Annotated in this window: 22 protein-coding genes; 12 read left to right on the top strand and 10 right to left on the bottom strand. The window is 38.7% G+C overall.

Going from position 1 to position 23,741, the window contains the following annotated elements; all coding sequences use genetic code 11:
* The first annotated feature begins 42 nt into the window (after positions 1-42).
* A complete protein-coding gene (locus tag ACFSR6_RS10795) occupies positions 43-483 on the top strand; it encodes a DUF1801 domain-containing protein (protein WP_379078539.1) in 441 nt (146 codons plus the stop codon).
* A 23-nt stretch (positions 484-506) separates the two neighbouring features.
* Here ACFSR6_RS10795 and ACFSR6_RS10790 read toward each other — a convergent pair whose 3' ends face one another.
* Positions 507-1,319, bottom strand: coding sequence for an alpha/beta hydrolase (locus ACFSR6_RS10790; RefSeq protein WP_379078537.1), 813 nt, complete (start codon positions 1,317-1,319; stop codon positions 507-509).
* 182 nt (positions 1,320-1,501) lie between these two features.
* Between ACFSR6_RS10790 and ACFSR6_RS10785 the strand changes: the two genes are divergently transcribed.
* The 10 genes from ACFSR6_RS10785 (at position 1,502) to ACFSR6_RS10740 (ending at position 13,555) form a co-directional block, all read left to right on the top strand.
* On the top strand, positions 1,502-2,209 hold the full coding sequence (locus tag ACFSR6_RS10785) for an esterase family protein (RefSeq protein ID WP_379078535.1): 708 nt from the start codon (positions 1,502-1,504) through the stop codon (positions 2,207-2,209).
* 81 nt (positions 2,210-2,290) lie between these two features.
* Positions 2,291-3,346 carry an ATP-grasp domain-containing protein gene (locus ACFSR6_RS10780; RefSeq protein WP_379078533.1) on the top strand — a complete coding sequence of 352 codons (1,056 nt, stop codon included), beginning with the start codon at positions 2,291-2,293 and terminating at the stop codon, positions 3,344-3,346.
* A gap of 29 nt (positions 3,347-3,375) precedes the next feature.
* Positions 3,376-4,476 carry a carboxylate-amine ligase gene (locus ACFSR6_RS10775; RefSeq protein WP_379078531.1) on the top strand — a complete coding sequence of 367 codons (1,101 nt, stop codon included), beginning with the start codon at positions 3,376-3,378 and terminating at the stop codon, positions 4,474-4,476.
* Positions 4,477-4,483: 7 nt separating this feature from the next.
* Positions 4,484-5,311, top strand: coding sequence for a type 1 glutamine amidotransferase (locus ACFSR6_RS10770; RefSeq protein WP_379078529.1), 828 nt, complete (start codon positions 4,484-4,486; stop codon positions 5,309-5,311).
* 121 nt (positions 5,312-5,432) lie between these two features.
* The gene (locus tag ACFSR6_RS10765; protein WP_379078527.1) at positions 5,433-6,620 is read left to right on the top strand and encodes an ATP-grasp domain-containing protein; all 1,188 of its coding nucleotides are present in this window, start codon (positions 5,433-5,435) and stop codon (positions 6,618-6,620) included.
* A 413-nt stretch (positions 6,621-7,033) separates the two neighbouring features.
* The gene (locus ACFSR6_RS10760) at positions 7,034-7,621 is read left to right on the top strand and encodes a Crp/Fnr family transcriptional regulator (RefSeq protein WP_379078525.1); all 588 of its coding nucleotides are present in this window, start codon (positions 7,034-7,036) and stop codon (positions 7,619-7,621) included.
* 197 nt (positions 7,622-7,818) lie between these two features.
* Positions 7,819-8,349 carry a YceI family protein gene (locus ACFSR6_RS10755; RefSeq protein WP_379078523.1) on the top strand — a complete coding sequence of 177 codons (531 nt, stop codon included), beginning with the start codon at positions 7,819-7,821 and terminating at the stop codon, positions 8,347-8,349.
* A gap of 77 nt (positions 8,350-8,426) precedes the next feature.
* The gene (locus ACFSR6_RS10750) at positions 8,427-9,299 is read left to right on the top strand and encodes a pirin family protein (RefSeq protein ID WP_379078521.1); all 873 of its coding nucleotides are present in this window, start codon (positions 8,427-8,429) and stop codon (positions 9,297-9,299) included.
* 422 nt (positions 9,300-9,721) lie between these two features.
* Positions 9,722-13,018 (top strand): glycosyltransferase, encoded by a 3,297-nt coding sequence (locus tag ACFSR6_RS10745; protein ID WP_379078520.1) that lies wholly within the window; start codon positions 9,722-9,724, stop codon positions 13,016-13,018.
* Between the two features lie 75 nt (positions 13,019-13,093).
* The gene (locus tag ACFSR6_RS10740) at positions 13,094-13,555 is read left to right on the top strand and encodes a hypothetical protein (protein WP_379078518.1); all 462 of its coding nucleotides are present in this window, start codon (positions 13,094-13,096) and stop codon (positions 13,553-13,555) included.
* Here the strand turns inward: ACFSR6_RS10740 and ispF are convergent.
* Both ispF and porV read right to left on the bottom strand, forming a co-directional pair.
* Positions 13,552-14,031, bottom strand: coding sequence for a 2-C-methyl-D-erythritol 2,4-cyclodiphosphate synthase (ispF, locus tag ACFSR6_RS10735; RefSeq protein WP_379078516.1), 480 nt, complete (start codon positions 14,029-14,031; stop codon positions 13,552-13,554). The two genes, ACFSR6_RS10740 and ispF, sit on opposite strands and share 4 nt — an antisense overlap.
* A 45-nt stretch (positions 14,032-14,076) precedes the next feature.
* Complete coding sequence (gene porV, locus ACFSR6_RS10730; RefSeq protein WP_379078514.1) at positions 14,077-15,267, bottom strand: type IX secretion system outer membrane channel protein PorV; 1,191 nt, start codon at positions 15,265-15,267, stop codon at positions 14,077-14,079.
* Between the two features lie 652 nt (positions 15,268-15,919).
* Between porV and ACFSR6_RS10725 the strand changes: the two genes are divergently transcribed.
* Positions 15,920-17,596, top strand: coding sequence for an SUMF1/EgtB/PvdO family nonheme iron enzyme (locus ACFSR6_RS10725; protein WP_379078512.1), 1,677 nt, complete (start codon positions 15,920-15,922; stop codon positions 17,594-17,596).
* Between the two features lie 152 nt (positions 17,597-17,748).
* Here ACFSR6_RS10725 and ACFSR6_RS10720 read toward each other — a convergent pair whose 3' ends face one another.
* The 7 genes from ACFSR6_RS10720 to ACFSR6_RS10690 form a co-directional block, all read right to left on the bottom strand.
* Positions 17,749-18,249 carry an acetyl-CoA carboxylase biotin carboxyl carrier protein subunit gene (locus tag ACFSR6_RS10720; protein ID WP_379078510.1) on the bottom strand — a complete coding sequence of 167 codons (501 nt, stop codon included), beginning with the start codon at positions 18,247-18,249 and terminating at the stop codon, positions 17,749-17,751.
* 3 nt (positions 18,250-18,252) lie between these two features.
* Positions 18,253-18,837, bottom strand: coding sequence for a DUF4159 domain-containing protein (locus ACFSR6_RS10715; RefSeq protein ID WP_379078744.1), 585 nt, complete (start codon positions 18,835-18,837; stop codon positions 18,253-18,255).
* A gap of 128 nt (positions 18,838-18,965) precedes the next feature.
* On the bottom strand, positions 18,966-19,670 hold the full coding sequence (locus ACFSR6_RS10710; protein WP_379078508.1) for a 16S rRNA (uracil(1498)-N(3))-methyltransferase: 705 nt from the start codon (positions 19,668-19,670) through the stop codon (positions 18,966-18,968).
* An 8-nt stretch (positions 19,671-19,678) separates the two neighbouring features.
* Positions 19,679-21,106 carry a hemolysin family protein gene (locus ACFSR6_RS10705; protein ID WP_379078506.1) on the bottom strand — a complete coding sequence of 476 codons (1,428 nt, stop codon included), beginning with the start codon at positions 21,104-21,106 and terminating at the stop codon, positions 19,679-19,681.
* Positions 21,106-21,657: an inorganic diphosphatase gene (locus tag ACFSR6_RS10700; protein ID WP_379078504.1), complete on the bottom strand. Its 552-nt coding sequence runs from the start codon at positions 21,655-21,657 to the stop codon at positions 21,106-21,108. The genes ACFSR6_RS10705 and ACFSR6_RS10700 overlap by 1 nt, the downstream gene beginning before the upstream one ends.
* Before the next feature lie 2 nt (positions 21,658-21,659).
* On the bottom strand, positions 21,660-22,319 hold the full coding sequence (locus tag ACFSR6_RS10695; protein WP_379078502.1) for a DedA family protein: 660 nt from the start codon (positions 22,317-22,319) through the stop codon (positions 21,660-21,662).
* 47 nt (positions 22,320-22,366) lie between these two features.
* Entirely contained in the window at positions 22,367-23,740 is a 1,374-nt protein-coding gene (locus ACFSR6_RS10690; RefSeq protein ID WP_379078500.1) for an NADH-quinone oxidoreductase subunit N, read from the bottom strand.
* Position 23,741 lies beyond the last annotated feature (1 nt).

Below are 23,741 nucleotides of genomic sequence, written 5' to 3'. Positions count from 1 at the left end.
AATTCGTTAATTTTAACACCCGGGCAGTTAAACTAAGTAAAAATGGCAGGAGTTAAACCCATACACCCTGATTTTGGCTATTTATTAAATTTCAAGGAGAAAGAACTCATCAACCTTTTTTACGATTTACGTACATTTATATTGGAGCTCCATCCTGAAGCTAACGAATTGCTTTATCATACCCATGCACTTACAACGGTATTTTCCATTTCAGATAAACTTAGCGATTCGTTCTGCATGATCCCGATTTACAGCAATCATTTAAACCTTGGGTTTAACAAAGGCACACTATTAAAAGATCCGCAGCAACTGCTGGCCGGAACAGGAAACCTCATCAGGCATATTCCGGTTAAACACCCTAACGACTATAGAAACGAAGCTGTAAAGCAACTGATTAAAGATGCAATAGCCCTTGCTATAAAAGACATGGAAAAACCAACCAAAATTATAGGCCAGCGGATTTCAAAAATTAAGAAAAAATAACCAGGGAAAAGTTTTTTTTAAGCCTAATAGCCAAATGCCCAATCCAAAAAAGCCGGCATTACGCTTTCCCAGGTGGGTACATCATGCTTACCCCCAACTTTTTCATAATAAAAAATATTACCAGGCCTTTTATAACCTTTATCCAGAAGGATTTTTACAATATCAATCGTATCATCAATCGAATCGATGATCATATTTTTATTCCGGTCGGCCTTTTCATCCTCCGTTCCGGTCATTAACCAGAATCTCATATCAGGTTTGGTGGTGGAATTTTCAATCTTGGTATGCATAATGCGGTCGGCATCGGTATAGCCGTCATTCAAATCCTTTTTCCTCCACCAAAATGCGCCGGAGAAAACACCAGTAACATCAAAAACCGAGGGATTGTTCCATGCAATATCAAAAGCAGATAAACCGCCTAAAGAAAAGCCGGCAAAACCTACTTTGCCCGAAACCGGCATTGCAATTTTCTTTTTTACAAAAGGCAGCAGTTCTTTGATTACAAAATCGTTGTAAGCCTGTGCTTTGGCACCCCGGCCCTTAAAATCGGGTACTCCGGCAACACCATATTCTATTAAACGGTCTTCTGATGCTTTAATGGCCACAACAACCAGTCTATGATTTCTCTTACCATGATGCGCATCTTCCAAAATCCGGCTAAAATCCATTCTGGCCACATCCTGGCCATCGTTTAATAGTAAAAGTTCTATTTTTTCGTTTCCTAAAATACCTTCAGGTGTATAAATATCTATTTCTACTTCGTGCTTTAAATAAGCTGAAGGTATTTTAAAGCTGCTGGTACTAACTTTTACCGATAAAATTGTGGTGTACATCATAATCAAAATCCCCTATCACATGGCTATCGCCTCAGAATGAGGCTGCAAAGGTACAAATCTCCGTAAACTATTAATTATCATAGGTTAATTTTTACAATATGCTCTTAATTTGCTTCATTTTACTGCCTTAGCTATTCTTTTTGTAGATTTTAATTTATACCTTAAATCATTCAATTTTTATTATGGTTAAAGAAGAACATAAGAAATGGTACAGCCCTAATCTAAGTGGCGAAATCGACATGCTCATCTTTGGTCACAGTGGTATTCCCATCCTGCTGTTCCCCACAAGCATGGGGCGATATTTTGAAAATAAGGATTTCAGACTGATCGATTCGGTAGAAGGATTCGTCAATGAGGGAAAAATTAAGATCTATTGCCCTGATGGTGTTGACAAATTGAGCTGGTACAACAAAAGTATCCATCCTGCCGACCGGGTGAAGAACCACATCTGGTACGATAAGTATTTATTGGAAGAAGTTGCGCCATTGGCACGGCACGAAACCGGACACAACAAAATTATTACGGCAGGCTGTAGTTTCGGAGGCTACCATGCAGCAAATTTTGCTTTCAGGCATCCCTGGCTGGTGAGTCACATGTTCAGCATGAGCGGCGCTTTTGATATTTCAGGACAATTGGATGGCTTCTATAATGACGATGTTTATTTCAACAACCCTGTCGATTACCTTTTGAACAACAGCAACCCCGAACTGCATTACATGAAAATTGTGCTGGGCACTACCGACCGAGATATGTGCCGGCCGGATAACGAACGATTATCCGGCATCTTAAGGCAGAAAGGGATCGATCATTGGCTGGATATCAGGCAAAATGCCGATCACGACTGGCCCATCTGGAGAGAAATGTTCCCGAATTATATTGCGCAACTTTAGTTTTAATCCCAAGCCGATTTAAGCTACAATCGTCAAACAATTAACCGATTAACCAGTTAAACATTAAACTTAATTATACCGATGAAGAAAATAGGGATTTTATTTGGGCAGGAACGTTCTTTTCCTGAAGCCGTAATTGAAAGGATTAATCAAAAAGCAGAAAAGGGGATCACTGCCGAAGCGGTTAAAATCGACAAAATATTTCAGAATGTACCCTTAGGTTATTCGGTAATTATCGACCGGATTTCGCAGGATGTGCCATTTTACCGTGCATCTTTAAAAAATGCAGCCATTACCGGAACTGCTGTGATTAACAACCCTTTCTGGTGGAGTGCTGACGAAAAATTTTTCAATAATGCGCTGGCCGAACAAATTGGCGTTCCCGTACCTAAAACTGCGTTAATTCCTTCGAGGGAGCACCCAACCGGAACTACATCAGAATCGTTCTCAAACCTCGAAATGCCATTAAATTGGGATGCCATTTTTGAGTATGTGGGTTTTCCGGCCTACATGAAACCTTATGATGGCGGTGGCTGGAGAGATGTTTATAAACTGCACGATAAAGAAGATTTTTTTAATAAACACAGCGGTACACAGCAACTGGTAATGCTTTTACAGGAAGAAATCATTTTCGAAGAATATTTCAGGTGTTATTGTATCGGGGGCAAACATGTGCGTATTATGCAGTACGATCCGCGCAATCCCCATCATTTGCGTTATGCAACCGAGTCAAAATCGCCCGACCCTAAGTTGCTTAAAAAAGTAGAGGAATACACTTTAAAATTATGCAGATATTTAGGTTACGATTTTAATACTGTAGAATTTGCTGTGCGCAATGGTGTGCCTATTGCGATTGATTTCTGTAATCCGGCACCCGATGCAGATATAAAAAGTGTCGGCCAGGAAAATTTTGACTGGGTAGTGGAAACCACAGCCAATTACGCTATTGAAAGGGCAAAAGCACAAAAAAATGGTCAGGATAACTTAACCTGGGGCGAGTACATTAAAGCCTCCGTTGGCAATAAACCTTTAATTGCCAATGCACCATCTAAAACAACTAAAACCACAACGGTCAAAAAAGCACCAACGGCAGAAAAAGCTCTGGCAAAACCCAAAAAAACGGCACCAAAAAAATAACTGGGATTTAAATTCTAATCAACATTAATATGAATGAGTTTACGCTGGGTATAGAAGAAGAGTACATGGTAATTGATCCCGTGACCAGAGAGCTTACTTCGCACGACCAAAAAATTGTGGAGGCCGCACAAAAAATACATAAAGACCAGGTTAAAGCAGAAATGCACCAGGCGGTAGTAGAAGTTGGTACCGGAATCTGTAAAAATACCACTGAAGCACGGAAAGAGATTTCACAGTTGCGTTATACCGTATCGCAACTGGCCGGAGAGCAAGGTTTAAGAATTGGCGCTGCTGGCACACACCCCTTTTCGCACTGGGAAAAACAGCTTATTACCGAACATCCCCGCTATAATGAAATTGTTAACGAGTTGCAGGAAGCCGCCCGCTCCAACCTCATTTTTGGTCTGCATGTGCATGTTGGTTTTCAATCGAGAGAACTGGCCATCCACATTGCAAATCAGGTGAGGTATTTTTTACCTCACGTTTTTGCCTTATCAACTAATTCGCCTTTTTGGGAAGGCAGAAACACAGGTTACCGGTCATTCAGGACTAAAATTTTTGATAAATTTCCGCGTACCGGTATTCCTGATATTTTTAACAGCATAGAAGATTATGATAATTATGTAAAGCTGTTGATTAAAACCAATTGCATGGACAACGCCAAGAAAATTTGGTGGGATATCCGTGTCCATCCATTTTTCGATACCGTTGAGTTCCGCATTTGCGATTGCCCGATGTTAATCGAGGAAACCATGGCATTTACGGCACTATTTCAGTCACTATGTGCTAAATTATATAAACTGCGCCTGCAGAATATGGAGTTTATCAGTTATTCGAGGGCATTGATCAACGAAAATAAATGGCGCGCCGCCCGCTATGGTATTGATGGTAACCTGATCGATTTCGGCAAGGAAATGGAAGTTAACTGTCGCAACCTGATTTTAGAATTACTGGATTTTGTAGATGATGTAGTTGATGATTTAGGTTGCCGTGACGACATTAATTATGTACATAAAATATTAGAACATGGTACCGGTGCCGACAGACAGTTGGCTGTTTACCAGCAAACTGGTAACTTTGAGGCCGTGGTAGATTACATTACCACTCAAACACTTATAGGCGCAAAGTAATTTTACAATGGATAAAAGGAGCTTAAAGGTAGCTGTTATTGACATGAATAACGGCGCACCTAATCAGGGTATGCGGGGAATTCAGGAAATTTTATCCCGTTTTAGAAATGAAAACAATATTGATTTAAGCTTTGATATTTTTGATTTAAGGCAAAAAGGAGAAATACCCGGAATGGGTTACGATGCTTACATTTCCAGTGGCGGTCCGGGTAGCCCCATTGAAAGTAAAGGCGAGCAATGGGAAAATGATTTCTTTAATCTCTTAGATCAGATAGAGGCTTTTAACCATAAGACCAACAAAAGAAAAAAATACGTTTTTTTGATCTGCCATTCCTTCCAATTGGCTTGTAGAAAATATGAATTGGGCAATGTAACCGAAAGACGGTCGAATGCTTTTGGCATTTTCCCGATTAATTTGACTGAAGATGGAGAACAGGATGAAATTTTTAATAGCATTACCAATCCATTCTTTTCAGTCGACAGCAGAGATTGGCAAGTGATCGAGCCTGATTTTGCTGCTTTTGAGCAAAAAGGCGCAAAATTATTAGCCATAGAAAAAGAACGCAAACATGTTGATTTAGAACGGTGTATGATGTCGATCCGCTTTTCTGATGAAATTATCGGAACACAGTTCCACCCCGAAGCCGATCCGGTAGGCATGAAAATGTATTTATTACAGGAAGAAAAGAAAAAATCTATCGTTGAAATGCATGGAGAACAAAAATACCTCGATATGCTGAACAGTTTAGATGATCCGGCAAGGATTGTGCTTACGCAAAGTGTTATTTTACCTAATTTCTTGCAAAAGGCAATTGGGAATCTACAAGAAGCATAATCTCCTAAACTGGTCGTCCTTTCGACTGGAGCGCAGCGGAATGGAGAAATCTATTAAACAAGTTTAAAGGATTTCTCCACTTCGGTCGAAATAACGTTTTGAAAAAAATCAAATAAAACCTATGATACCTGCACAGCGACAAAAATACAACCAACAGTTTAACCCTGAAAAGTATCAAAACTTTTTAAATGAACTGGGTTTGGGTTATCCGGAAATTCCTTTCAGGGTTGCAGAAACTCCGATTTTTGTTCCACGGGTTCTAAAAGAAAAACTGATTGCTGCAGGCGAAGAAATCATAAAGCTGATTAAACAACCCAATTTTAAAGCTTTAACAGATAAAGCCATACCAGCCAACTGGAAAGTTCCTAACGAAAACGAACAGCCTCATTTTCTGACTTTCGATTTTGGTATCTGTAAAAACGAAGCTGGCGAGCTCAGTCCGATGTTAATTGAAATGCAGGGTTTCCCATCCCTATATGGCTTTCAGCATCACCTGGCTAAAACTTTTAAAAGCAGTTTTGGGATAGATGATAGTGTAAATCATCTCTTAAACGGCTTTACCGAAGAAAAGTACATCGTATTGCTTAAGCAAGTAATTATTGGTCAGCACCACCCCGCAGAAGTTGCACTGATGGATGTTGATGCGCCAAACCAAAAAACAGCAATCGATTTTTTCGTCACACAAAAAATGCTGGACATTAAAATTTTAGCTTTGGCAGATATTAAAAAAATTGGCAAACAATTGTTTTACGAAGAAAATGGCAAACAGATCCGGTTAAAAAGGATATACAACCGTTTAATTTTTGACGAAGTTGCCAATAATACCGAAATCTTTAAAAACAGTTTCGATCCGCGCGAGGAACTGGATATTGAATGGGTAACACATCCTAACTGGTTTTACCGCATCAGTAAATATACCATGCCCTTTTTAAATAGCGAATTTGTACCCGAAACGCGCTTTTTAAACGAAATAGAATCGCTTCCTGCCGATTTAGAAAACTATGTGCTAAAACCCCTATTTTCTTTTGCCGGCATGGGCGTTATTATTGATGTAACTCCATCAGACATCAGCAGGATCCAGGATCCTGAAAACTGGATTTTACAAAAAAAGGTAAATTATGAGCCTGCGGTACAGTCGCCCGATGGCGGTGTAAAAGCTGAAATCAGGATGATGTATTTATGGCCTGATGGTGGCGAGCCACAGCTGTGCATCAATCTTGCACGTCTTAGCCGCGGTAAAATGATTGGTGTACGCTACAATGCCGATTTTGATTGGGTAGGCGGAACGGTTGGCTTTATGGAGGACTAAATTCATTCTTTTAAAAATGGCATAAAGCATATAGATGAGGTAATTTGTCAGCCTGAGCGAAGTGTAGAAGGTAACCGCCGAGGCCTCAGAGAAAGATACAGAGAATAATATTTCTTAAGCCAAGGTTCAGCGATCAATCATTCTGTGTCCTCAGTGTAAAACTCGGTTTTCTCTGTGGTAAAACAGGCAATAATTTACATTCAATTGAACAGCTAAACACCAAAAGCACTTATATTTGTATTATGGATATTCAAGCGATTTTAGTCTTTTTACTTTTTGCCATAGCAATAGTATATGTTGGCCGTTTGGTTTTTAAATCATTACAGGTAAAAAAAGATGGTTGTGGGGGTAATTGCAAATGTGGCGTAGATTTTTCTGATATTAAGCCTGCAAAAAAATAAGATTAAACTTTTATGATTCATCAGTTTCAGAAGTACCTGCAAGAAAAAATAGAAATTACTGATGAACAGTTCGAAAGTATTTCGGCTGGATTAAAAGTAAGGAAATTTGAAAAAAACGAAATCCTTCAATATACCGGAGATACCCTTAAGCACGGTTTCTTTGTAGGCAAAGGCTTGTTGAGAGCCTATTCAATTGATGCTAAAGGTAAAGAGCATATCTTACAGTTCGCACCCGAAAACTGGCTTATCTCCGACCGCAACAGCATGAATAATGAGCCCTCGATATTCTTTATCGATGCTATTGAAGCAACCGAAGCAGTATTGATGCCCAACGATTTCATGGAAGAGGCAGCCAGTAAAGTGCCTTGCTTACAGCCGATGCAAATCAAACTGTTAAATAACTCGATCCGTTTTATGCAGAAGCGCATTAACATGCTGCTCAGTGCAACTGCCGAAGAAAGGTACCTCGACTTCATTAAACTATACCCTAATCTTACGCTGCGCGTTCCGCAGTGGATGATTGCCTCTTACCTGGGCATTACACCAGAATCGCTAAGTCGTGTAAGAAAAGAGCTGGCCAATAAACACTTTAAGGCTTAATAATTTTAAATGAATGCGTTTTGAGTGAGTGAATTTTGAACGGTTGAATGATTTTGCCCTTCAAACATTCCAACTTTACACCATTCAATCTCAACCACTTCCACATCCTTTCATTACTTAACATACATCAATTTTTCTGAAGAACCTTCGCTGTACTTTTGTGTTGTAAATAATAAACATCTCAAAAAAACAAAAATATGGCAACTACAAAATGGACATTGGATCCAACCCACAGCGAATTACAATTTAAAGTAAAACACTTAATGATTACTACAGTAACCGGTAGTTTAAAATCTTTCTCTGCAGAATTAACATCTGAAGGTGATGAATTCGAAAATGCAGAAATTTCATTCAAAGGTGATATCGGATCTATTGATACCGGAAATACAGACCGTGATAACCATTTAAAAAGCGGTGATTTCTTTGATGCTGAAAAATTTGCACACATCGAATTTAAATCAAAATCAGTAGAAAAAGACGGTGGCGATTATATCGTTAAAGGCGATTTAACCATTAAAGGTGAAACTAAACCAGTAAAATTAACAGCTGAATTTGGTGGTATTGCTACTGATCCATGGGGAAATACCAAAGCAGGCTTTACTTTAAGCGGAAAAATCAACCGTTCTGATTTTGGCTTAACCTGGAATGCCGCTTTAGAAACCGGTGGCGTAATGGTAAGTGAAGAAGTTCGCATTTTGGGCGAATTGCAGTTTGTTAAACAAGCATAATTTAGCATAGAGCAAAGTGCATGGGGGCTATTTAAGCTCCCTGCGCTATGCACCATGCCTTAAAAATTTAGAAGGTAATGGACAACACAAAACAAATAAACAATATACTTAAAGCTCCGGCGCCGCACATGGTTGGCGATGGCTTTAGGGTACATAATTTTTTCCCAAGCGGATATGAAATCGATATGAGCCCTTTTTTCCTGATGGATTATGGCTCAAAGATCGAATTTTCTGCAAGGAAAGAGCCAAGGGGCGTTGGTGTTCACCCGCACCGGGGCTTTGAAACGGTAACTATTGCCTATCATGGAGCAGTTGCACATCATGACAGCTCCGGAAACAGTGGGGTAATTTATCCCGGAGATGTACAATGGATGACTGCCGCAAGTGGTGTATTACATAAAGAATACCATGAAACCAACTACAGCTTAGCCGGAGGCCCTTTTCAAATGGTTCAGCTTTGGGTTAATCTACCTGCTAAGAATAAGATGGGCAAACCGGGTTATCAGGCAATTAAACAGGCTGATATGGCTCATTTTGACCTTCCTGAAAATGGAGGTAAAATTGAAATTATAGCAGGTCATTATGAGGGTATAAAAGGCAATGCAAATACCTTTAGTCCAATAGAGCTCTATAATGCCCGGTTAAATAAAGGTGGCAAAGCTACTTTTAACTTTCCAGAGAATTTTAACACCGGATTTATGGTAATTGAAGGTTCAATTAAAGTAAACGGATCAGAAACAGCAGTAGCAGATAATTTTATCCATTTCAAAAACAAAGGTGAAGAGATTAAAGTTGAAGCCCTGGAAAACAGCGTGGTTTTAGTTTTGAGTGGAGAACCAATAGATGAACCAATTGCTCAGTACGGTCCATTTTTAATGAATACTGAAGCTGAAATCCATCAGGCTATTGAAGACTATAATCAAGGTAGATTTGGTTATTTAGAGGAGTAAGAGGTTTAAATAAATTATATTTGGAGCCGGCACTTTTTTTAAAAATTTGCCGGTTTTTTTTGCCTTTATATTTGTACAAAGTCAAATGTTATTGGAGCTGCTGCATTTAAATAGGACCGGCATACTAATATATGTCGTTCCTATTTCTCACGGCCAAAAAGATCCGAAAATTCATTTTTCAGTTAATAAACAGATCAATAAAAATATTATCTTAGAGAAGAACTAACGATCTTACCTCGCAACGCTTTATTTTAAATCATTCATTCAATCTTCATATTCGTTAGTGATTTTTGATCATAAATCAGAATAGAAAAATGTCCGGAAAACAAATATTTCAAACTGAAACTAAAAGGCGGTGGCATGCATTTACATGGGTAAGCCGTACGTTTTTTTTAGTCTTCATTATCGCAATCATCTGCGTAGTGTATACGCTGTCTTCAGTACAGGCACCCAATCTGCCATTTATCAATACGAATACACCGTTAACTCAAAAACAATTAGAGAAGTTAAAAAAATCGCAACAGTATAAGGATTTTACCATAGAAAAATCTAAGCTGCAAAAGATCAAAAAAGACCGTGAACGCAGAATTTTAACCCATCGTGGCAATAATAAGCGCATCAATATGGCCTTTTATGTAAGCTGGGCAGCAAGTAAAGAATCTTCAATATCAGATTTAAAACGCAACATCAGCCATTTGGATATGGTGGCTACAGAGTCGTTCTTTTTAAATGGCGATTCTATTGTGGATAAAGTGGATACAGCAGCCTTAAAGGTAATACACGCTGGCAAAAAATCCGCTATTGCAGTCGTTTCAAATTATAATAAAGATCACTGGGATGGCGCTGCAGTAAAAAGATTGTTAAACGATCAGTCTGCTCAGCAAAAATTGATCTCCGACCTTATGGCCATTACCAAAAAATATGGCTATAACGGAATCAACATAGATTTTGAAGAACTCAATCTTCAAAACAGCGATAGTTTTAACGCTTTCATGAAAAATTTATACACCCAGTTTCATGCCCAAAAACTGATCGTTTCTCAGGATATTTCACCCGAAAACGACGATTATAAGCCAGAAATCCTTCAAAAGTACAATGATTACCTGGTACTGATGGCCTACGATCAGCATACTGACCAAAGTAATGCGGGCGATATTTCACATCAGGAATGGGTAGAAGAAAAATTGGACGATATCTGTAGCAAGGTCAATGCCGATAAGGTTATCCTGGCGCTGGCCTGTTACGGTTACGATTGGCCAAAAAACAGTATTGGCTCTCCAATTACTTACGAACAGGCCATGACCACTGCGGTTAACTACAAAAGTAAAATTAATTTTAACCCCGAATCGGCCAATCTAAATTACAGTTACAGTGATGGAAGCGGCATTAAACACGAAGTATATTTTACTGATGCTGCCACTTATTTTAACTTAATACGCAAGGCTGATGACTGGGATATTGCTGGTATAGCCTTATGGCGTTTGGGTTCGGAAGACAAACGTTTATGGTCATTTATTTCTAACGACCTTAGCCTTGATACATTAAAAAAGAAACCATTTGATCTGCGAAAAATTGCTTCATTAAATATGGGAGGGATCTCCTATTTAGGCGACGGTGAAATACTGGACCTCATTTCGACCCCAACCCCAGGCAGTGTAAAATTTACTTTAAATAAGGATAACTTTTCTATTGCAGATCAAAAGTACACCAGGCTCCCTGAGCAATACGTAATCAAAAGATTTGGTGAGGCAGATAAAAAGGTCGCCTTAACCTTCGATGATGGGCCAGATCCTGTTTATACACCACAAGTGCTAAATATTTTAAAACAGGAAAAAGTACCCGGCTGTTTCTTTGTCGTGGGGATTATGGCCGAACAGAACATGGAGCTGTTAAGACAAGAATACAATGATGGCTACGAAATCGGGAACCATACTTTTTTCCACCCGGATATGTCAGCCATTGGACCAAGACGTGTACAGTTTGAGCTGAACGCTACCCGTCGTTTAATTGAGGCGGTTACCGGCCACAGTACAATTTTGTTCCGGGCACCATTTAACGCTGATGCAGAGCCTCAAAACATTTCAGAAATTTTGCCAGTTGCCCAAAGCCGTAAAGAAAATTACATTAATATAGGAGAATATATCGATCCTGAGGATTGGGAACCGGGAAAAACCGCTGACCAGATTTTTAATGAAGTGGTGAAACAGCAGGACAATGGCAATATCATTTTATTACATGATGCCGGCGGCAACCGCGAGGCTACAGTGGCTGCCTTACCACGGATTATAAAATTCTTCAAAGCTAAAGGATATACCTTTACCACCATTGGCGATTTAATGGGTAAAAAACGGTCGGAACTGATGCCTGCTGTCAAATCTACGGCAAACAGTGGTTTTTCCGGCTCTGGCGATTACTTCTTCATTCATTTCTTTTATTACGGAAACATGATTTTGAATATCATATTTTCTGTGGCCATTGTCCTTGCCATTTTAAGAACCATATTTATTGCTTTTTTAGCCATCAGGCAACGGAAGAGAGCAAAACAGAATGCTGGCAAATTGATTTCAGATCCTTCTGAAAAAGTAAGTATTATCATTCCTGCATACAATGAAGAGGTTACGGCAGTTAAAACCATCAATAGCCTGTTAAAAACTACTTATCCTAATTTCGAGCTGATTTTTGTTGACGATGGATCAAAGGATAAAACTTACGAAATCATTAACGAACATTTTGGCAACCACCCGCAGGTAAAGGTTTTTACTAAAGTAAATGGCGGTAAAGCATCGGCCTTAAATTACGGTATATCACAAGCAACTTCCGAATTTGTGGTGTGTATTGATGCCGATACACAGCTAAAAAATGATGCCGTTACCGAACTGATGCGTTATTTTTATAGCGACCGGATTGCCGCCGTAGCCGGAACGGTAAAAGTTGGCAATGCCAATAACATCATTACCAAATGGCAATCCATAGAGTATATTACTGCTCAAAATATGGATAGGCGTGCTTTCGACCTGTTAAATACCATTACCGTTGTTCCGGGAGCAATAGGTGCATTCAGAAAAAATGTGATCCTCGAAGTTGGCGGTTTCACCATTGATACACTTGCCGAAGACTGCGATTTAACCATGCGTATTTTAAAGGCAGGTTATGAAGTTAAAAACTGTGATAGTGCAATTGCTTATACAGAGGCCCCTGAAACAGTGAGTATGTTATTAAAACAACGTTTCCGCTGGAGTTTTGGCGTAATGCAAAGCTTTTGGAAAAACAAAAAAACATTGCTTAACAAGAAATATGGCTATTTTGGAATGGTGGGAATGCCGAATATCCTGATTTATCAGATTATTTTACCATTATTTTCGCCTCTTGCCGACTTCTTTATGCTGATTTCTTTAATAAGTGGCTTATTTTCACTGAGCGCCATCAATAATTTAACATTAACCGGTTTTTCGGGTATTTTAAGTCTGCATAACGGTTTTGGCCAGGTTCTGTTTTATTACATCATCTTTATTGTGGTAGACATGATTTTTGCAGCAATTGCTTTCCGCATGGAGAAAGAAAAATATACCAACCTGCTATATATTTTCCCTCAGCGCTTTTTCTGGAGACAATTAATGTATATTGTGTTATTCCGCTCGTTCAGAAAAGCAATAAAAGGTGAACTGGAAACGTGGGGCAGCATCAAAAGAACAGGAAATGTGAAAGCGCAAACAGCTTAAAAATTAAAGCCGGCTTCCGAAGCTAAAAAGTGGTGTACTGGTAGGTTTCGGAAGCCAGGCATTAAAATCATGATTATGGAAAAATCTAACCAAGCTTCATTTTCATTAAGAAAGGTGCTGTTGATCACCCTCATTGCCGGAACGTTAGATGGCCTGGCAGCAGTTATATTCCTGGCAAAAATGAACTTTAGCGGTGTATTTAAATATATTGCCAGTGCTATTTTAGGGAGTCCGGCTTTTACAGGAGGCGTTAAAATTGTTTTAACAGGTGTAGCATTACACTATTTCATTGCCTTTAGCTTTACCTTATTTTATACATTTGCCGCTACAAAAATAGCTTTACTAAAACAGCATTTTATACTATCGGGAGCTATCTATGGCCTGGTGGTTTGGACAGTAATGAACTTAATAGTTGTTCCGTTGACCAAAATACCAGCGATACCATTTCACTATGAAAGGGCTATTATAAATATGGTAATACTCGTTTTTTGTATTGGTTTACCGATCTCTTATTTAACAGCCCGTAAAATTTATTAGGGCTTTTCTATTAAACAAACAGCATAAGAAACTACACCTTCTTCTCTACCGATAAAGCCCATCTGCTCATTGGTAGTTGCTTTTATAGAAATATCATCGATAGAAATACCTGTTGCATCAGCAATATGCTGCTGCATGGCAGGAATGTGCGGATTGATTTTTGGCGCCTCTAAGCAAAGCATGGCATCGATATTACCAATCTGCCATCCTTTTTCGGCCAATAGTTTAACAGTCTCTTTTAATAAAATAATACTGCTGATCCCTTTCCAACGATCATCTGTATTTTTAAAATGGAAACCGATATCGCGCAAATTGGCTGCACCTAAAAGGGCATCGCAAATAGCATGAAGCAGAACATCGGCATCCGAATGTCCGTAAGCGCCTTTATGGTGTGCTAATGTAACCCCACCAACAACAAAAGGGTGTTGATCTTTTAGCTGATGTACATCGAATCCGAAACCTACTCTAATTTTCATTGGGAAATCTTGGTTAATATTTGTTTAAACTCTTAATCGGCTAAATTACTTTTTGGTAATCTTTTTATCGCCAAAGTTAAACAAAAGACCAAAACGTAAGGTATTTGCGAGTGGGCTTGTTTGTGCATTTGCAATTAAATAAGAGAAATCGATATTAAAAACGTTATACTTTAAGCCCAGCCCCAGTGTAAAGTAGCGACTATCACCTTTCATCGGGCTTTGGTAGTTGTACCCGGCCCTTACCGCAAACTGCTGGTTGTACCAATATTCCAGCCCGGTTGAGATGCCAACTTCTTTCAATTCTTCTTTAAAACCTCCGGGAGCATCACTAAATGAGCCAAAAATTCCGGCAGGTACCGAACGGTTAGGGTTTTTTCCGCGGACAATATTATTGTTCGAATCGTATATCGGTTGGGTTGGCACCAAAAGTTTATTAAAATCGAGTGCAAATGTTAAGGTACTAAAATCATCCATTGTGAAGGTAGATGCACCTCCTAACTTCAGGTTGGTAGGCAAAAAGAAGTTTTCCCCGCCATCAGAATAGCTCATTTTTGTTCCAATGTTCGAAATATTAGCCCCTGCAGAAAGAACAGTCTCCTTACCAAACATTGAAGTTGTTGTTTTGTATAGTCCAGATACATCAACAGCTACAGCGTTGCCACTATGAACCTGACCTGAAGATGCAAATTGACCTGAAGCTAAATTTGAATAAATATATCTTAAGGATGTTCCCAATGAAAATTCCTCGCCAAAATTACGTGCAAAAGAAACATCAAAAGCCAGTTCGTTTGGGTTGGAAATGCCCAGGTCTTGTTGATTGATGTCGGTAAGCTGAATAGAGCCCAAAGAAAAATACCTTAATGAGGCACCAATGGTATTTCGATCATCCAATTTATAAAAGCCGCTTAGATAGGCAAGATTAATATCAGGGACTAAACTTTTTAACCATGGGCTATAAGAAATCGAAAATCCGTAAGGTTTTTCTAAAAAAGCAAGTTTCGAGGCATTTATGCTTGAAGAGTTTACGTCACCAGGAACAGCCACACCAGCATCACCCATTGCTCCGGCACGCGCATCAGGTGTAATGAGCAGAAAGGGAACTGCAGTTATAATATTATTAGACTCGCTACCATTTGTCTGGGTATTACCTATGGTTACCTGGGCATTTGTTTTACCAAATACCAAGGCCATTGAGAGTGCAGAAAAAGCAAGTTTACTGATGTACTTGAAATTCATCCTTTAAAGGTACGTAATTTTAGATTTTGGTATTTAGCAATAAATCAGAACATATACTGTAACGCAAAACCAAAACTTATATTTCACCAAATTACGAATTCTATAATTATTTACTAATTAAACCTACTATTTTTACATACGGGTGTAAAAGTAAAAATACAAAAATCTGAATTACAACACATTAATAATTTTTCATTAAGGTTTTAAATTCAGTCAAGTATATCTATTGGCCAGATTTAACCCCCTAGTATCCAATTTCTTCAGTTCAGATTTGGTTTAAGCAGTCTGGAATGTTAAAAATTTATCCGCAAAATTAATTCAATTACCACCTACATGATACCGAATTACTCCGAACAGATAATATTAAATCAAGGCGGTTTTAACGAATTGGAAAAACTACATAAAATTTAGGCTTTTACATTTATCAGCCCCTTAAACCAGGCTAATGAGGATCATCACCTATTTAGCTTATTTATAATTATTTAGCTATTATTTCATTAAAAAACCAAACAGACACAATACGCCATAAAATAATACGTTATGGCTTAAAAATATAATTGGTATTTTATTGTCATATAATTTATATAATCATTTAAAATTTGTTTAATTTTATCCTCTGAATCGCTTACAGGCGATATTTCTAACGTATTATATGAAAAAACTATTACTATATTCTTTTACCTGTTTATCATTAGCCACCCTACTTTTTAGCTGTAGCTCAAAAGGGGGAAACAGTTCTAGCAAAACAGGTATCCCTTATGCAAATAGAAAAAGTAAAAACAACCAGTCTGGTGCCTTTGCTGTGGCTACTCAGTACAAACGGGCACCTGGGCCGGGCCTGATCCCGATTGAAGGTGGAGTTCTGGTTGTAGGTGGAAGTGCCATTGAGGTGCCAGGTGTTGAGCCAAACATCTACAATTACAAAAGACAGGTTACTGTTCCTTCCTTCTATATGGACGAAACCGAGGTATCGAACACTGATTGGCTGGAATATTTACATTGGATCAGGTATAACTTCCCTGAAGACCGTGAATATTATTATAATGAGCTTCCTGATACCCTGGTATGGCGCCGTGCCTTATCATATAATGAGCCTTATGTAGATAACTATCTTCGCCATCCGGCTTACCGTGATTACCCGGTTGTAGGTGTTTCATGGGAACAGGCTTCACGTTATTGCGAATGGAGAACATCAAGGGCCAACGAATTTATTTTACGCGAAAAGGGTATTTTAACCGATTACAAAACATTGGCCGGCAACGGAAAAGCAAATAACAATAACGCTACAGCTGCAGCACCAAAACCAACAAACCCATTTAATACGGATGCCTATTTAAATGGCCAGTATGATGATAAAGGTAAAAATGCGCCGGTTGATTATAACACTAAATCTGGAGCAGCAACAACCACTGCAGGAGCAGCAGCAGGTAGTGGTAAAAATGGCCAGCCTAGAAGGACTGCAACCCTAGAAGATGGTGTAATTATGCAGCCATACCGTTTACCAACAGAAGCTGAATGGGAATATGCCGCTTTAGGTTTAATTGGCAATACAGAATACGAGAACATTAACCAAAATAAAATTTACCCGTGGAATGGTTTGGGCGTGAGTTCGGCTAAAAAGAAAACCAGGGGTATGATCCAGGCCAACTTTAAACGTGCACCTGGCGATTATATGGGTGTTGGCGGTTCCTTAAACGATAAAGGAGATTTAACTGTTCCGGTTATTCAATATGCACCAAATGACTTTGGCTTGTATAATATGGCCGGAAACGTGAATGAATGGGTTAATGATGTGTACAGAACAGCAACATTTACTGATGCTGATGCATTTAACCCTTATCGCGGAAACTATTTCACTAACAAGAAGTTAGAGGATTCTCAGAATGGAAAAATTGCATTAGATAAATATGGCAACCCGATCAAGGAAAATGCTTATTCGGGAAGAAAACAAACCTGGGCTGAAAAACAAGCACAGGCAAAACGCGCTGATTCGGTTTCAAAATCAACAGATCCACAATCGCCAGCAGCATCAACCACTTATCAAGCCGATCAAAGAGGCTATCGCGACAGGCAAAATACACTGTTAAATGAAGAAGGTGTAACGCTGGTAAACGATAAATCAAGGGTATATAAAGGTGGTTCCTGGAATGATATGGCTTACTGGTTAAACCCGGCAACCCGTCGTTTTATGCAACAGGATGAATCATCAGCTGAAGTTGGCTTCCGTTGTGCCATGACGATGCTTGGTGCTCCAGAAATCAGTACTGCAGGAAAAAGAAGTTTTAAAAATCCTCCGCAAAAACCTTACAGGGTAAGCAGAGGTAAATAAAAAAGAAAAGTCCCGATTTTTTAACCGGGACTTTTTTTATGCTTTTTATTAAACGAGATTCGTCATCTCGACTGAAACGAAGTAGAATGGAGAGATCTATCTCGAGTTAGATTTCTCGGCTACGCTACACTCCGCTCGAAATGACGTATGGCCTACTTAAACTGAACCAATATCTGGTTTTTTTCTACCTTATCGCCCTGTTTTACCAATATTTTTTTAATTATACCATCCGTTGATGATTTCAGGATATTTTCCATTTTCATGGCTTCGAGAATAAGCAGGTTATCTCCCTTTTTCACTTCGGTATTTTCTTCAGCAAGCACTTTCAGTACCAGGCCGGGCATAGGTGCTTTAATTTCTAAAACTTTATTAGCCTTTAAATTATCCAGTCCGAGCTGTTTTAATAAAACGTCAAACTGATCTTCAACACTGACCTGGTAGATATTTCCATTAACCTTTATTGTGCAGGTTTTATCAGCCTTGTTTAGTTCAATAACCTCGGTATTAAAAGACCTGTTTTGGTATAAAACATGCGTAACATCGTTACCAAGTTTACTTAAATCAAGCTGAACAGGATTGCCATTTACCGAAAGAACTGCATCCTTATCTTCTATTTCGAATAAAAACTGATCGTTTACTTTTACTTTATGCATAGCTTATTGAGTTAAGGCATATTGAACCAGGTTTGCACCCATTTTAAGGGCCTTTGTCCGTGTTTCCTGCGTGTCTTCAGGATAAGTGCCAAAATCTTCCCAACCGTTGCCTAAATCGCATTCGTAAGTATAATAACAAACTACTCTCCCCTTAAAGATCAAGGCAAATCCCTGAGGGCGTTTATTATCATGTTCATGAATTTTTGGCAAGCCTGCAGGAAACTTAAATTTTTGGTTATAAATGGCATGGTTGGCAGGTAGTTCAACAAAGTTTAATTCCGGAAATACTTTTTTCATCTGCGGCCTGATAAATTTATCCAAACCGTAATTATCATCAATATGCAAAAAGCCTCCCCCGGTAAGGTACTGCCTTAAATTTTTTGCCTCCTGATCGCTGAATACCACATTACCATGTCCTGTCATGTAAATAAAAGGATAATTGAATATCTCTTTCGACCCCACTTCAACAATACTTTCTTCTGGATAAAAATTAGTTTTAAGATTGGTATTGCAATAAGAAATTAAATTGGGCAGTGCTGTACGGTCTGCATACCAATCGCCGCCTCCGCTATATTTTAATTTGGCCATCCGGTAAGTTGGAGGAAAAGTGCTGAAAGACCAAAGCAAAAAGCTAAAAGCTAAAAGGCCAAAGCAGAAAGCCGATACCTTTACTTTTTTTGAAAACTGAAAACTGGCAATTGAAAACTTCAAACTTACTATCGGTTAAGGTAATTGATTTCAAAACAAACAGATAAAGCAGCAGTTTCTGTGCGCAACCTGTTATCACCTAAAGTTAGTGCTTTAAAGCCTTTGTTCAAAGCTAAATTCACTTCTTCGGGTGTGAAATCTCCTTCCGGACCTATAAGTACAAGATATTTTTGATGCGGCGTTATTAACTTGGATATATATTGTTTCTCTCCTTTATCGATACAATGCGCAATTAATTTATCACCATCAAATGGTTCTTTTAAAAAGGCATCCAGAGAAATAGCATCATTTAATTTAGGATGATAAGCTTTGATTGACTGTTTGACTGCAGAAGTGATTACTTTATTCAGGCGGTCTTCTTTAACTACCCTGCGCTCAGACCGATCAGTAATAATGGGCGTAATTTCATCAATTCCCAGCTCGGTCGCTTTTTCCAAAAACCATTCAATACGGTCTATATTTTTGGTTGGTGCGACAGCAATGTGCAGGTAATGATTTCGTTTATGAAACTCCTTTTCTACATTTAATATCGCTAATGAAACTTTTTTGGGATTATCAAAAGTAATCTCGGCAGTGTAGAACCCACCTTTTCCGTCAACCAGGTTTACAACCGAACCTACCGTAAGCCGCAATACCCTTACACAATGTTTACTCTCTTCTTCGCTAAGGGTGTAGGTATTTTGGGTAATATCCGGCGTATAAAAAATATGCATAGCTGAAATTAGTGATTATCAACCATATCTTCTTTATTAATTACCAATTCTAACTTGATGGTTTCGATATTCTGCTCTGCTTTTTTAAGAATGGTAAACAGGTAACCATAAGATTCGTTACTCTCACCAACCTCCGGAATACGCTCAAAAATGTGCGAAACCAAGCCTCCTACGGTATCAAAATCTTCATCTTCGGGCAAGTCGTGAGGCAAATGCTCATTCACATCATAAACTGTTGCAAATGCATTCACAATAAACTCGTTATCGGAAACTTTCTCTACCAATGGTTTTTCTTCATCGTATTCATCCTGGATTTCACCAACCAGTTCTTCAACGATATCCTCCAGGGTAACCATACCGGCTGTACCACCAAATTCATCCAAAACAATAGCAATCTGTATGCGGTTACTTTGCAGTTCACTCATCAGGTCGTTGATTTTTTTGGTCTCCGTTACAAAATAAGGCTTACGGATGATATCATTAACGGTCCATGTTTGGTTACCGGCCGCCACTAATGGCAGAACATCTTTTGCATGGATAATACCAACAATTTTATCCATCACCTCATCGTAAACCGGTAAACGAGAGTATCCCTCCTTGATGATCGTGTCAATTACTTCATCTTTATCTGAAGTGAGTTCGATACCCGAAATTTTGGTTCGTGGTACCATGATATTTTTTACCACACGCTCATTAAAATCGAACACATTTTTGATCAGCTCATGTTCGTTGTTATCCAAAGCACCACTTTCTTTGCCTTGATCGAGCAGGTACTGTAATTCTTCGGTACTATGGATAGATTCATGCCCTGCAGAAGTATCAATACCGAAAGGTTTTAAAATAACGGAAGCAAAGCTGTTAAGTATCCAGATGAACGGACGGAGAACTACATAAAATAACTGTAGCGGAACAGAAACAAATAGCGTTGTAGCCACAGGTCTTTGTATTGCAAATGATTTTGGCGCCAATTCGCCAAACACAATGTGCATGATGGTGATTAGAGAGAAGGCAACAATGGTTGATGCTGTATGGATACTTGCATCGCTAAGTCCCCACTCTAAACTATCAAAAAGGTTTTTAAAGATGGTATGCATAACGCCTTCACCAACCCAGCCTAAGCCAAGTGATGCAAGCGTTATACCCAATTGCGTTGCTGCCAGATATCCATCGAGGTTATGGATAATGGTTTTGGCCATTTTACCCACCCGGCTGCCCGATTTTGCTTTAATTTCTATTTGCGAGGCGCGAACTTTTACTATAGCGAACTCTGCCGCTACAAAAAATCCGTTTAACAGCACCAAAAATAGTGCGAAGAACAACCGCCATCCAACAGATCCCGTATCTGGCTCCTGTAAGGCCACAAGAATCACATTCGGGATTGGTAGTGTTGCACTTAACGATGAATTTAAAAACAAACAGACCGTGGGTAAATCCATTAAGCTAATTCTCTAAATGTTGTGTTATAAAGTTCTATGCTTTCTTTAATTACTTTATGCGCATAACGAACACCTAATAAATGTTCGATGGTTACATTTTTATCTTCTAATGCTTTATAATCCTGAAAGAAACGAACAATCTCTTTCATTTGGTGTGGAGGTAATTCGTCTAAATCATTAATGTAGTTTACTGACATGTCATGAGCAGCTACAGCAATAATTTTATCATCCTGCTCTCCGTTATCAACCATGTGCATTACTCCCACAACTTTAGCTTCAATCAATGTCATTGGGTACACATCAACTGAACAAAGCACTAAAATATCTAATGGATCTTTATCATCGCAATAAGTTTGCGGAATAAAGCCATAATTTGCCGGATACATTACCGATGAAAAAAGAACCCTGTCCAATTTGATGAGACCTGATTCTTTATCTATTTCGTATTTTGCTTTTGAACCTTTTGGAATTTCAATAATTGCGTTAACAACTTCTGGAACGTTTTTTCCAGGGGATACGCTATGCCACGCGTGCGTTTCGTCTTTTGCCATTTTTAATTTAAATCTGTTTTATCCTCTTCAGCACCACTCACTACTTTTCTTTTTACAAAGGTAATTAATAATGGTATAGTTGTAATAAGGATAAAGCCAATAATAATATATAATAAATAATCGTTTATTTCTCTTTCGAATCTTCTGCCCAAAAAATAACCCAATAGGGTTAATGAGCAGATCCATAGCACACCACCAACTATATTGTACAATGCAAACTTTTTAAACTCTAGTTTTACCACACCAGCAAAAATCGGTGCAAAAGTTCTAACAATGGGAACAAAACGCCCCATAATCAATGCAAAGGCACCCTGTTTATTATAATAATCTTCTGCAGCTTTTAAATAACGTTTCTTGAAAAAGAAGCTGTCTTTTCTGGTATACAACAGCGGACCAGTTCTTCTGCCAAACCAATAGCCGGTAAAATTACCCGAAATTGCCGCAGTACAAAGTCCGGCTAAAAGAACGGCTATATTTACATCCAGTTTACCGGTTGCTACAAACATTCCTGCTAAAAACAATAGATAATCACCAGGAAGAAAGAAACCAAAAAACAGGCCTGTTTCTGCATAGATTACGAATACAACGAGATAGAAACCGCCCTCCCTCAATAATTTTTCGGGATCAAGTAGTTGATGCAGGTTATTCCAAAAATCGTGCATATTCAATTATTCGTAAAACTACAAATAATTATTAAACAACAGCATACCTATATCAGGTTTAAAATAATTGCCGGGTAAACACCTAAAATAAGGGTAATTACTACTGATACCAATAACACAACTTTATATTGTACTGGGGTAGAAAGCGTTGTTTCAGCGCCATCTTTAAACCACATGGCAACAATTACCCTGAAATAGTAATAAAATCCCACCAATGCATTTAAAATGGCAAAAGCTACCAATAAAGTTTTATACTCGGTCATTACATTCAGGAACATCAGGTATTTACCAATGAAACCAGCTGTTAACGGAATACCGGCTAATGATAACATTGCAACAGTTAAACATAAAGCCACCAATGGGTTTTTCTTTCCTAAACCATTAAAGCTTTCGAAGCTGTCGCTACCAGTTTTCTGTTTTACCAGAATTAATACCGCAAAGGCAATGATCGAAGCAAAGGTATAAGCGGCAGCATATACCAATACGTTGTTGCCAGAATTTTTAGTTATAACTATTAAAGAAAACAATAAGTATCCTGCATGCGAAATACTTGAATAAGCCAGCATACGTTTAAAGTTCTTTTGGAACAGGGCTGTTACGTTACCGATGAATAAAGTCAGGCAAACAATAACGATTAACGGCATTACCCAGAACTCGTGTAAAGGCTCAAGAGGTCCGGCAAACAAGCGTAAAAAAGCAGCAAAACCAGCGGTTTTAACTACCGTACTCATGAATGTGGTAATTAAAGATGGTGCGCCTTCGTAAACATCCGGTGTCCAGAAGTGGAAAGGTGCTGCACCGATTTTAAAGCATAAACCAATCATCATCAGGATTACGCCCGGATAAAAGATGGGCGAAACTGCTGTAATGTTATTTACCAGGTAAGCCTGAATTTTATCTAAATCGAAAGAACCTGTAGCTCCGTAAATTAAAGTAATACCAAACAACAGGAAACCTGTTGAAAAAGCACCCATCAGGAAATACTTCAACGAAGCTTCGTTAGAGGCAAAATCCTTCTTGCGGATACCGGCCAGGATATATAAACTTACCGACATGATCTCCAAGCCCACAAACAGCATGGCCATATTTTTATAAGATACCATCATAATCATCCCCGCCAGGGCGAAAAGGATTAAGGTATAGTACTCGGCAACGTTATCACTTTTAGCGTGGAAATAATTTTGGGTTAATAAGAAAATCAAAAGGGTGCCTACAATGCAAACGCCAGAAAATGCAAGTGCAAAATTATCGGTCTGCATCATGCCAAAATGAACAGCATTTCCTCCCCAGGCGCAAAAAGTAAAGCCTAAAGCTGTAAGTAAGCCAACAACGGTAAGCGGCAATAGTGCTTTATTTGCTTTAAACAAACCTGCGTAAAGCACAATAAAAGCTGTTATACTAATGGTTATTATAATATTCATT

The organism is Pedobacter vanadiisoli, from assembly GCF_042684385.1.
Classification (GTDB): Bacteria; Bacteroidota; Bacteroidia; order Sphingobacteriales; family Sphingobacteriaceae; genus Pedobacter; species Pedobacter vanadiisoli.
The sequence above is the reverse complement of the archived record's forward strand: the minus strand, read 5'-3'. Positions and strand labels throughout refer to the sequence as shown.

Bases quoted from the DNA above. Each gene is read 5' to 3' on its own strand.
- ACFSR6_RS10790 (WP_379078537.1), bottom strand. From the start codon at position 1,319: ATGATGTACACCACAATTTTATCGGTAAAAGTTAGTACCAGCAGCTTT.
- ACFSR6_RS10740 (WP_379078518.1), top strand. From the start codon at position 13,094: ATGGAAAAATCTAACCAAGCTTCATTTTCATTAAGAAAGGTGCTGTTG.
- ACFSR6_RS10795 (WP_379078539.1), top strand. From the start codon at position 43: ATGGCAGGAGTTAAACCCATACACCCTGATTTTGGCTATTTATTAAAT.
- ACFSR6_RS10690 (WP_379078500.1), bottom strand. From the start codon at position 23,740: ATGAATATTATAATAACCATTAGTATAACAGCTTTTATTGTGCTTTAC.
- ACFSR6_RS10775 (WP_379078531.1), top strand. From the start codon at position 3,376: ATGAATGAGTTTACGCTGGGTATAGAAGAAGAGTACATGGTAATTGAT.
- ACFSR6_RS10710 (WP_379078508.1), bottom strand. From the start codon at position 19,670: ATGCATATTTTTTATACGCCGGATATTACCCAAAATACCTACACCCTT.
- ACFSR6_RS10720 (WP_379078510.1), bottom strand. From the start codon at position 18,249: ATGCATAAAGTAAAAGTAAACGATCAGTTTTTATTCGAAATAGAAGAT.
- ACFSR6_RS10770 (WP_379078529.1), top strand. From the start codon at position 4,484: ATGGATAAAAGGAGCTTAAAGGTAGCTGTTATTGACATGAATAACGGC.
- ACFSR6_RS10695 (WP_379078502.1), bottom strand. From the start codon at position 22,319: ATGCACGATTTTTGGAATAACCTGCATCAACTACTTGATCCCGAAAAA.
- ACFSR6_RS10785 (WP_379078535.1), top strand. From the start codon at position 1,502: ATGGTTAAAGAAGAACATAAGAAATGGTACAGCCCTAATCTAAGTGGC.
- ACFSR6_RS10780 (WP_379078533.1), top strand. From the start codon at position 2,291: ATGAAGAAAATAGGGATTTTATTTGGGCAGGAACGTTCTTTTCCTGAA.
- ACFSR6_RS10725 (WP_379078512.1), top strand. From the start codon at position 15,920: ATGAAAAAACTATTACTATATTCTTTTACCTGTTTATCATTAGCCACC.
- ACFSR6_RS10750 (WP_379078521.1), top strand. From the start codon at position 8,427: ATGGACAACACAAAACAAATAAACAATATACTTAAAGCTCCGGCGCCG.
- porV (WP_379078514.1), bottom strand. From the start codon at position 15,267: ATGAATTTCAAGTACATCAGTAAACTTGCTTTTTCTGCACTCTCAATG.
- ACFSR6_RS10760 (WP_379078525.1), top strand. From the start codon at position 7,034: ATGATTCATCAGTTTCAGAAGTACCTGCAAGAAAAAATAGAAATTACT.
- ACFSR6_RS10765 (WP_379078527.1), top strand. From the start codon at position 5,433: ATGATACCTGCACAGCGACAAAAATACAACCAACAGTTTAACCCTGAA.
- ACFSR6_RS10700 (WP_379078504.1), bottom strand. From the start codon at position 21,657: ATGGCAAAAGACGAAACGCACGCGTGGCATAGCGTATCCCCTGGAAAA.
- ispF (WP_379078516.1), bottom strand. From the start codon at position 14,031: ATGAAAATTAGAGTAGGTTTCGGATTCGATGTACATCAGCTAAAAGAT.
- ACFSR6_RS10705 (WP_379078506.1), bottom strand. From the start codon at position 21,106: ATGGATTTACCCACGGTCTGTTTGTTTTTAAATTCATCGTTAAGTGCA.
- ACFSR6_RS10715 (WP_379078744.1), bottom strand. From the start codon at position 18,837: ATGGCCAAATTAAAATATAGCGGAGGCGGCGATTGGTATGCAGACCGT.
- ACFSR6_RS10755 (WP_379078523.1), top strand. From the start codon at position 7,819: ATGGCAACTACAAAATGGACATTGGATCCAACCCACAGCGAATTACAA.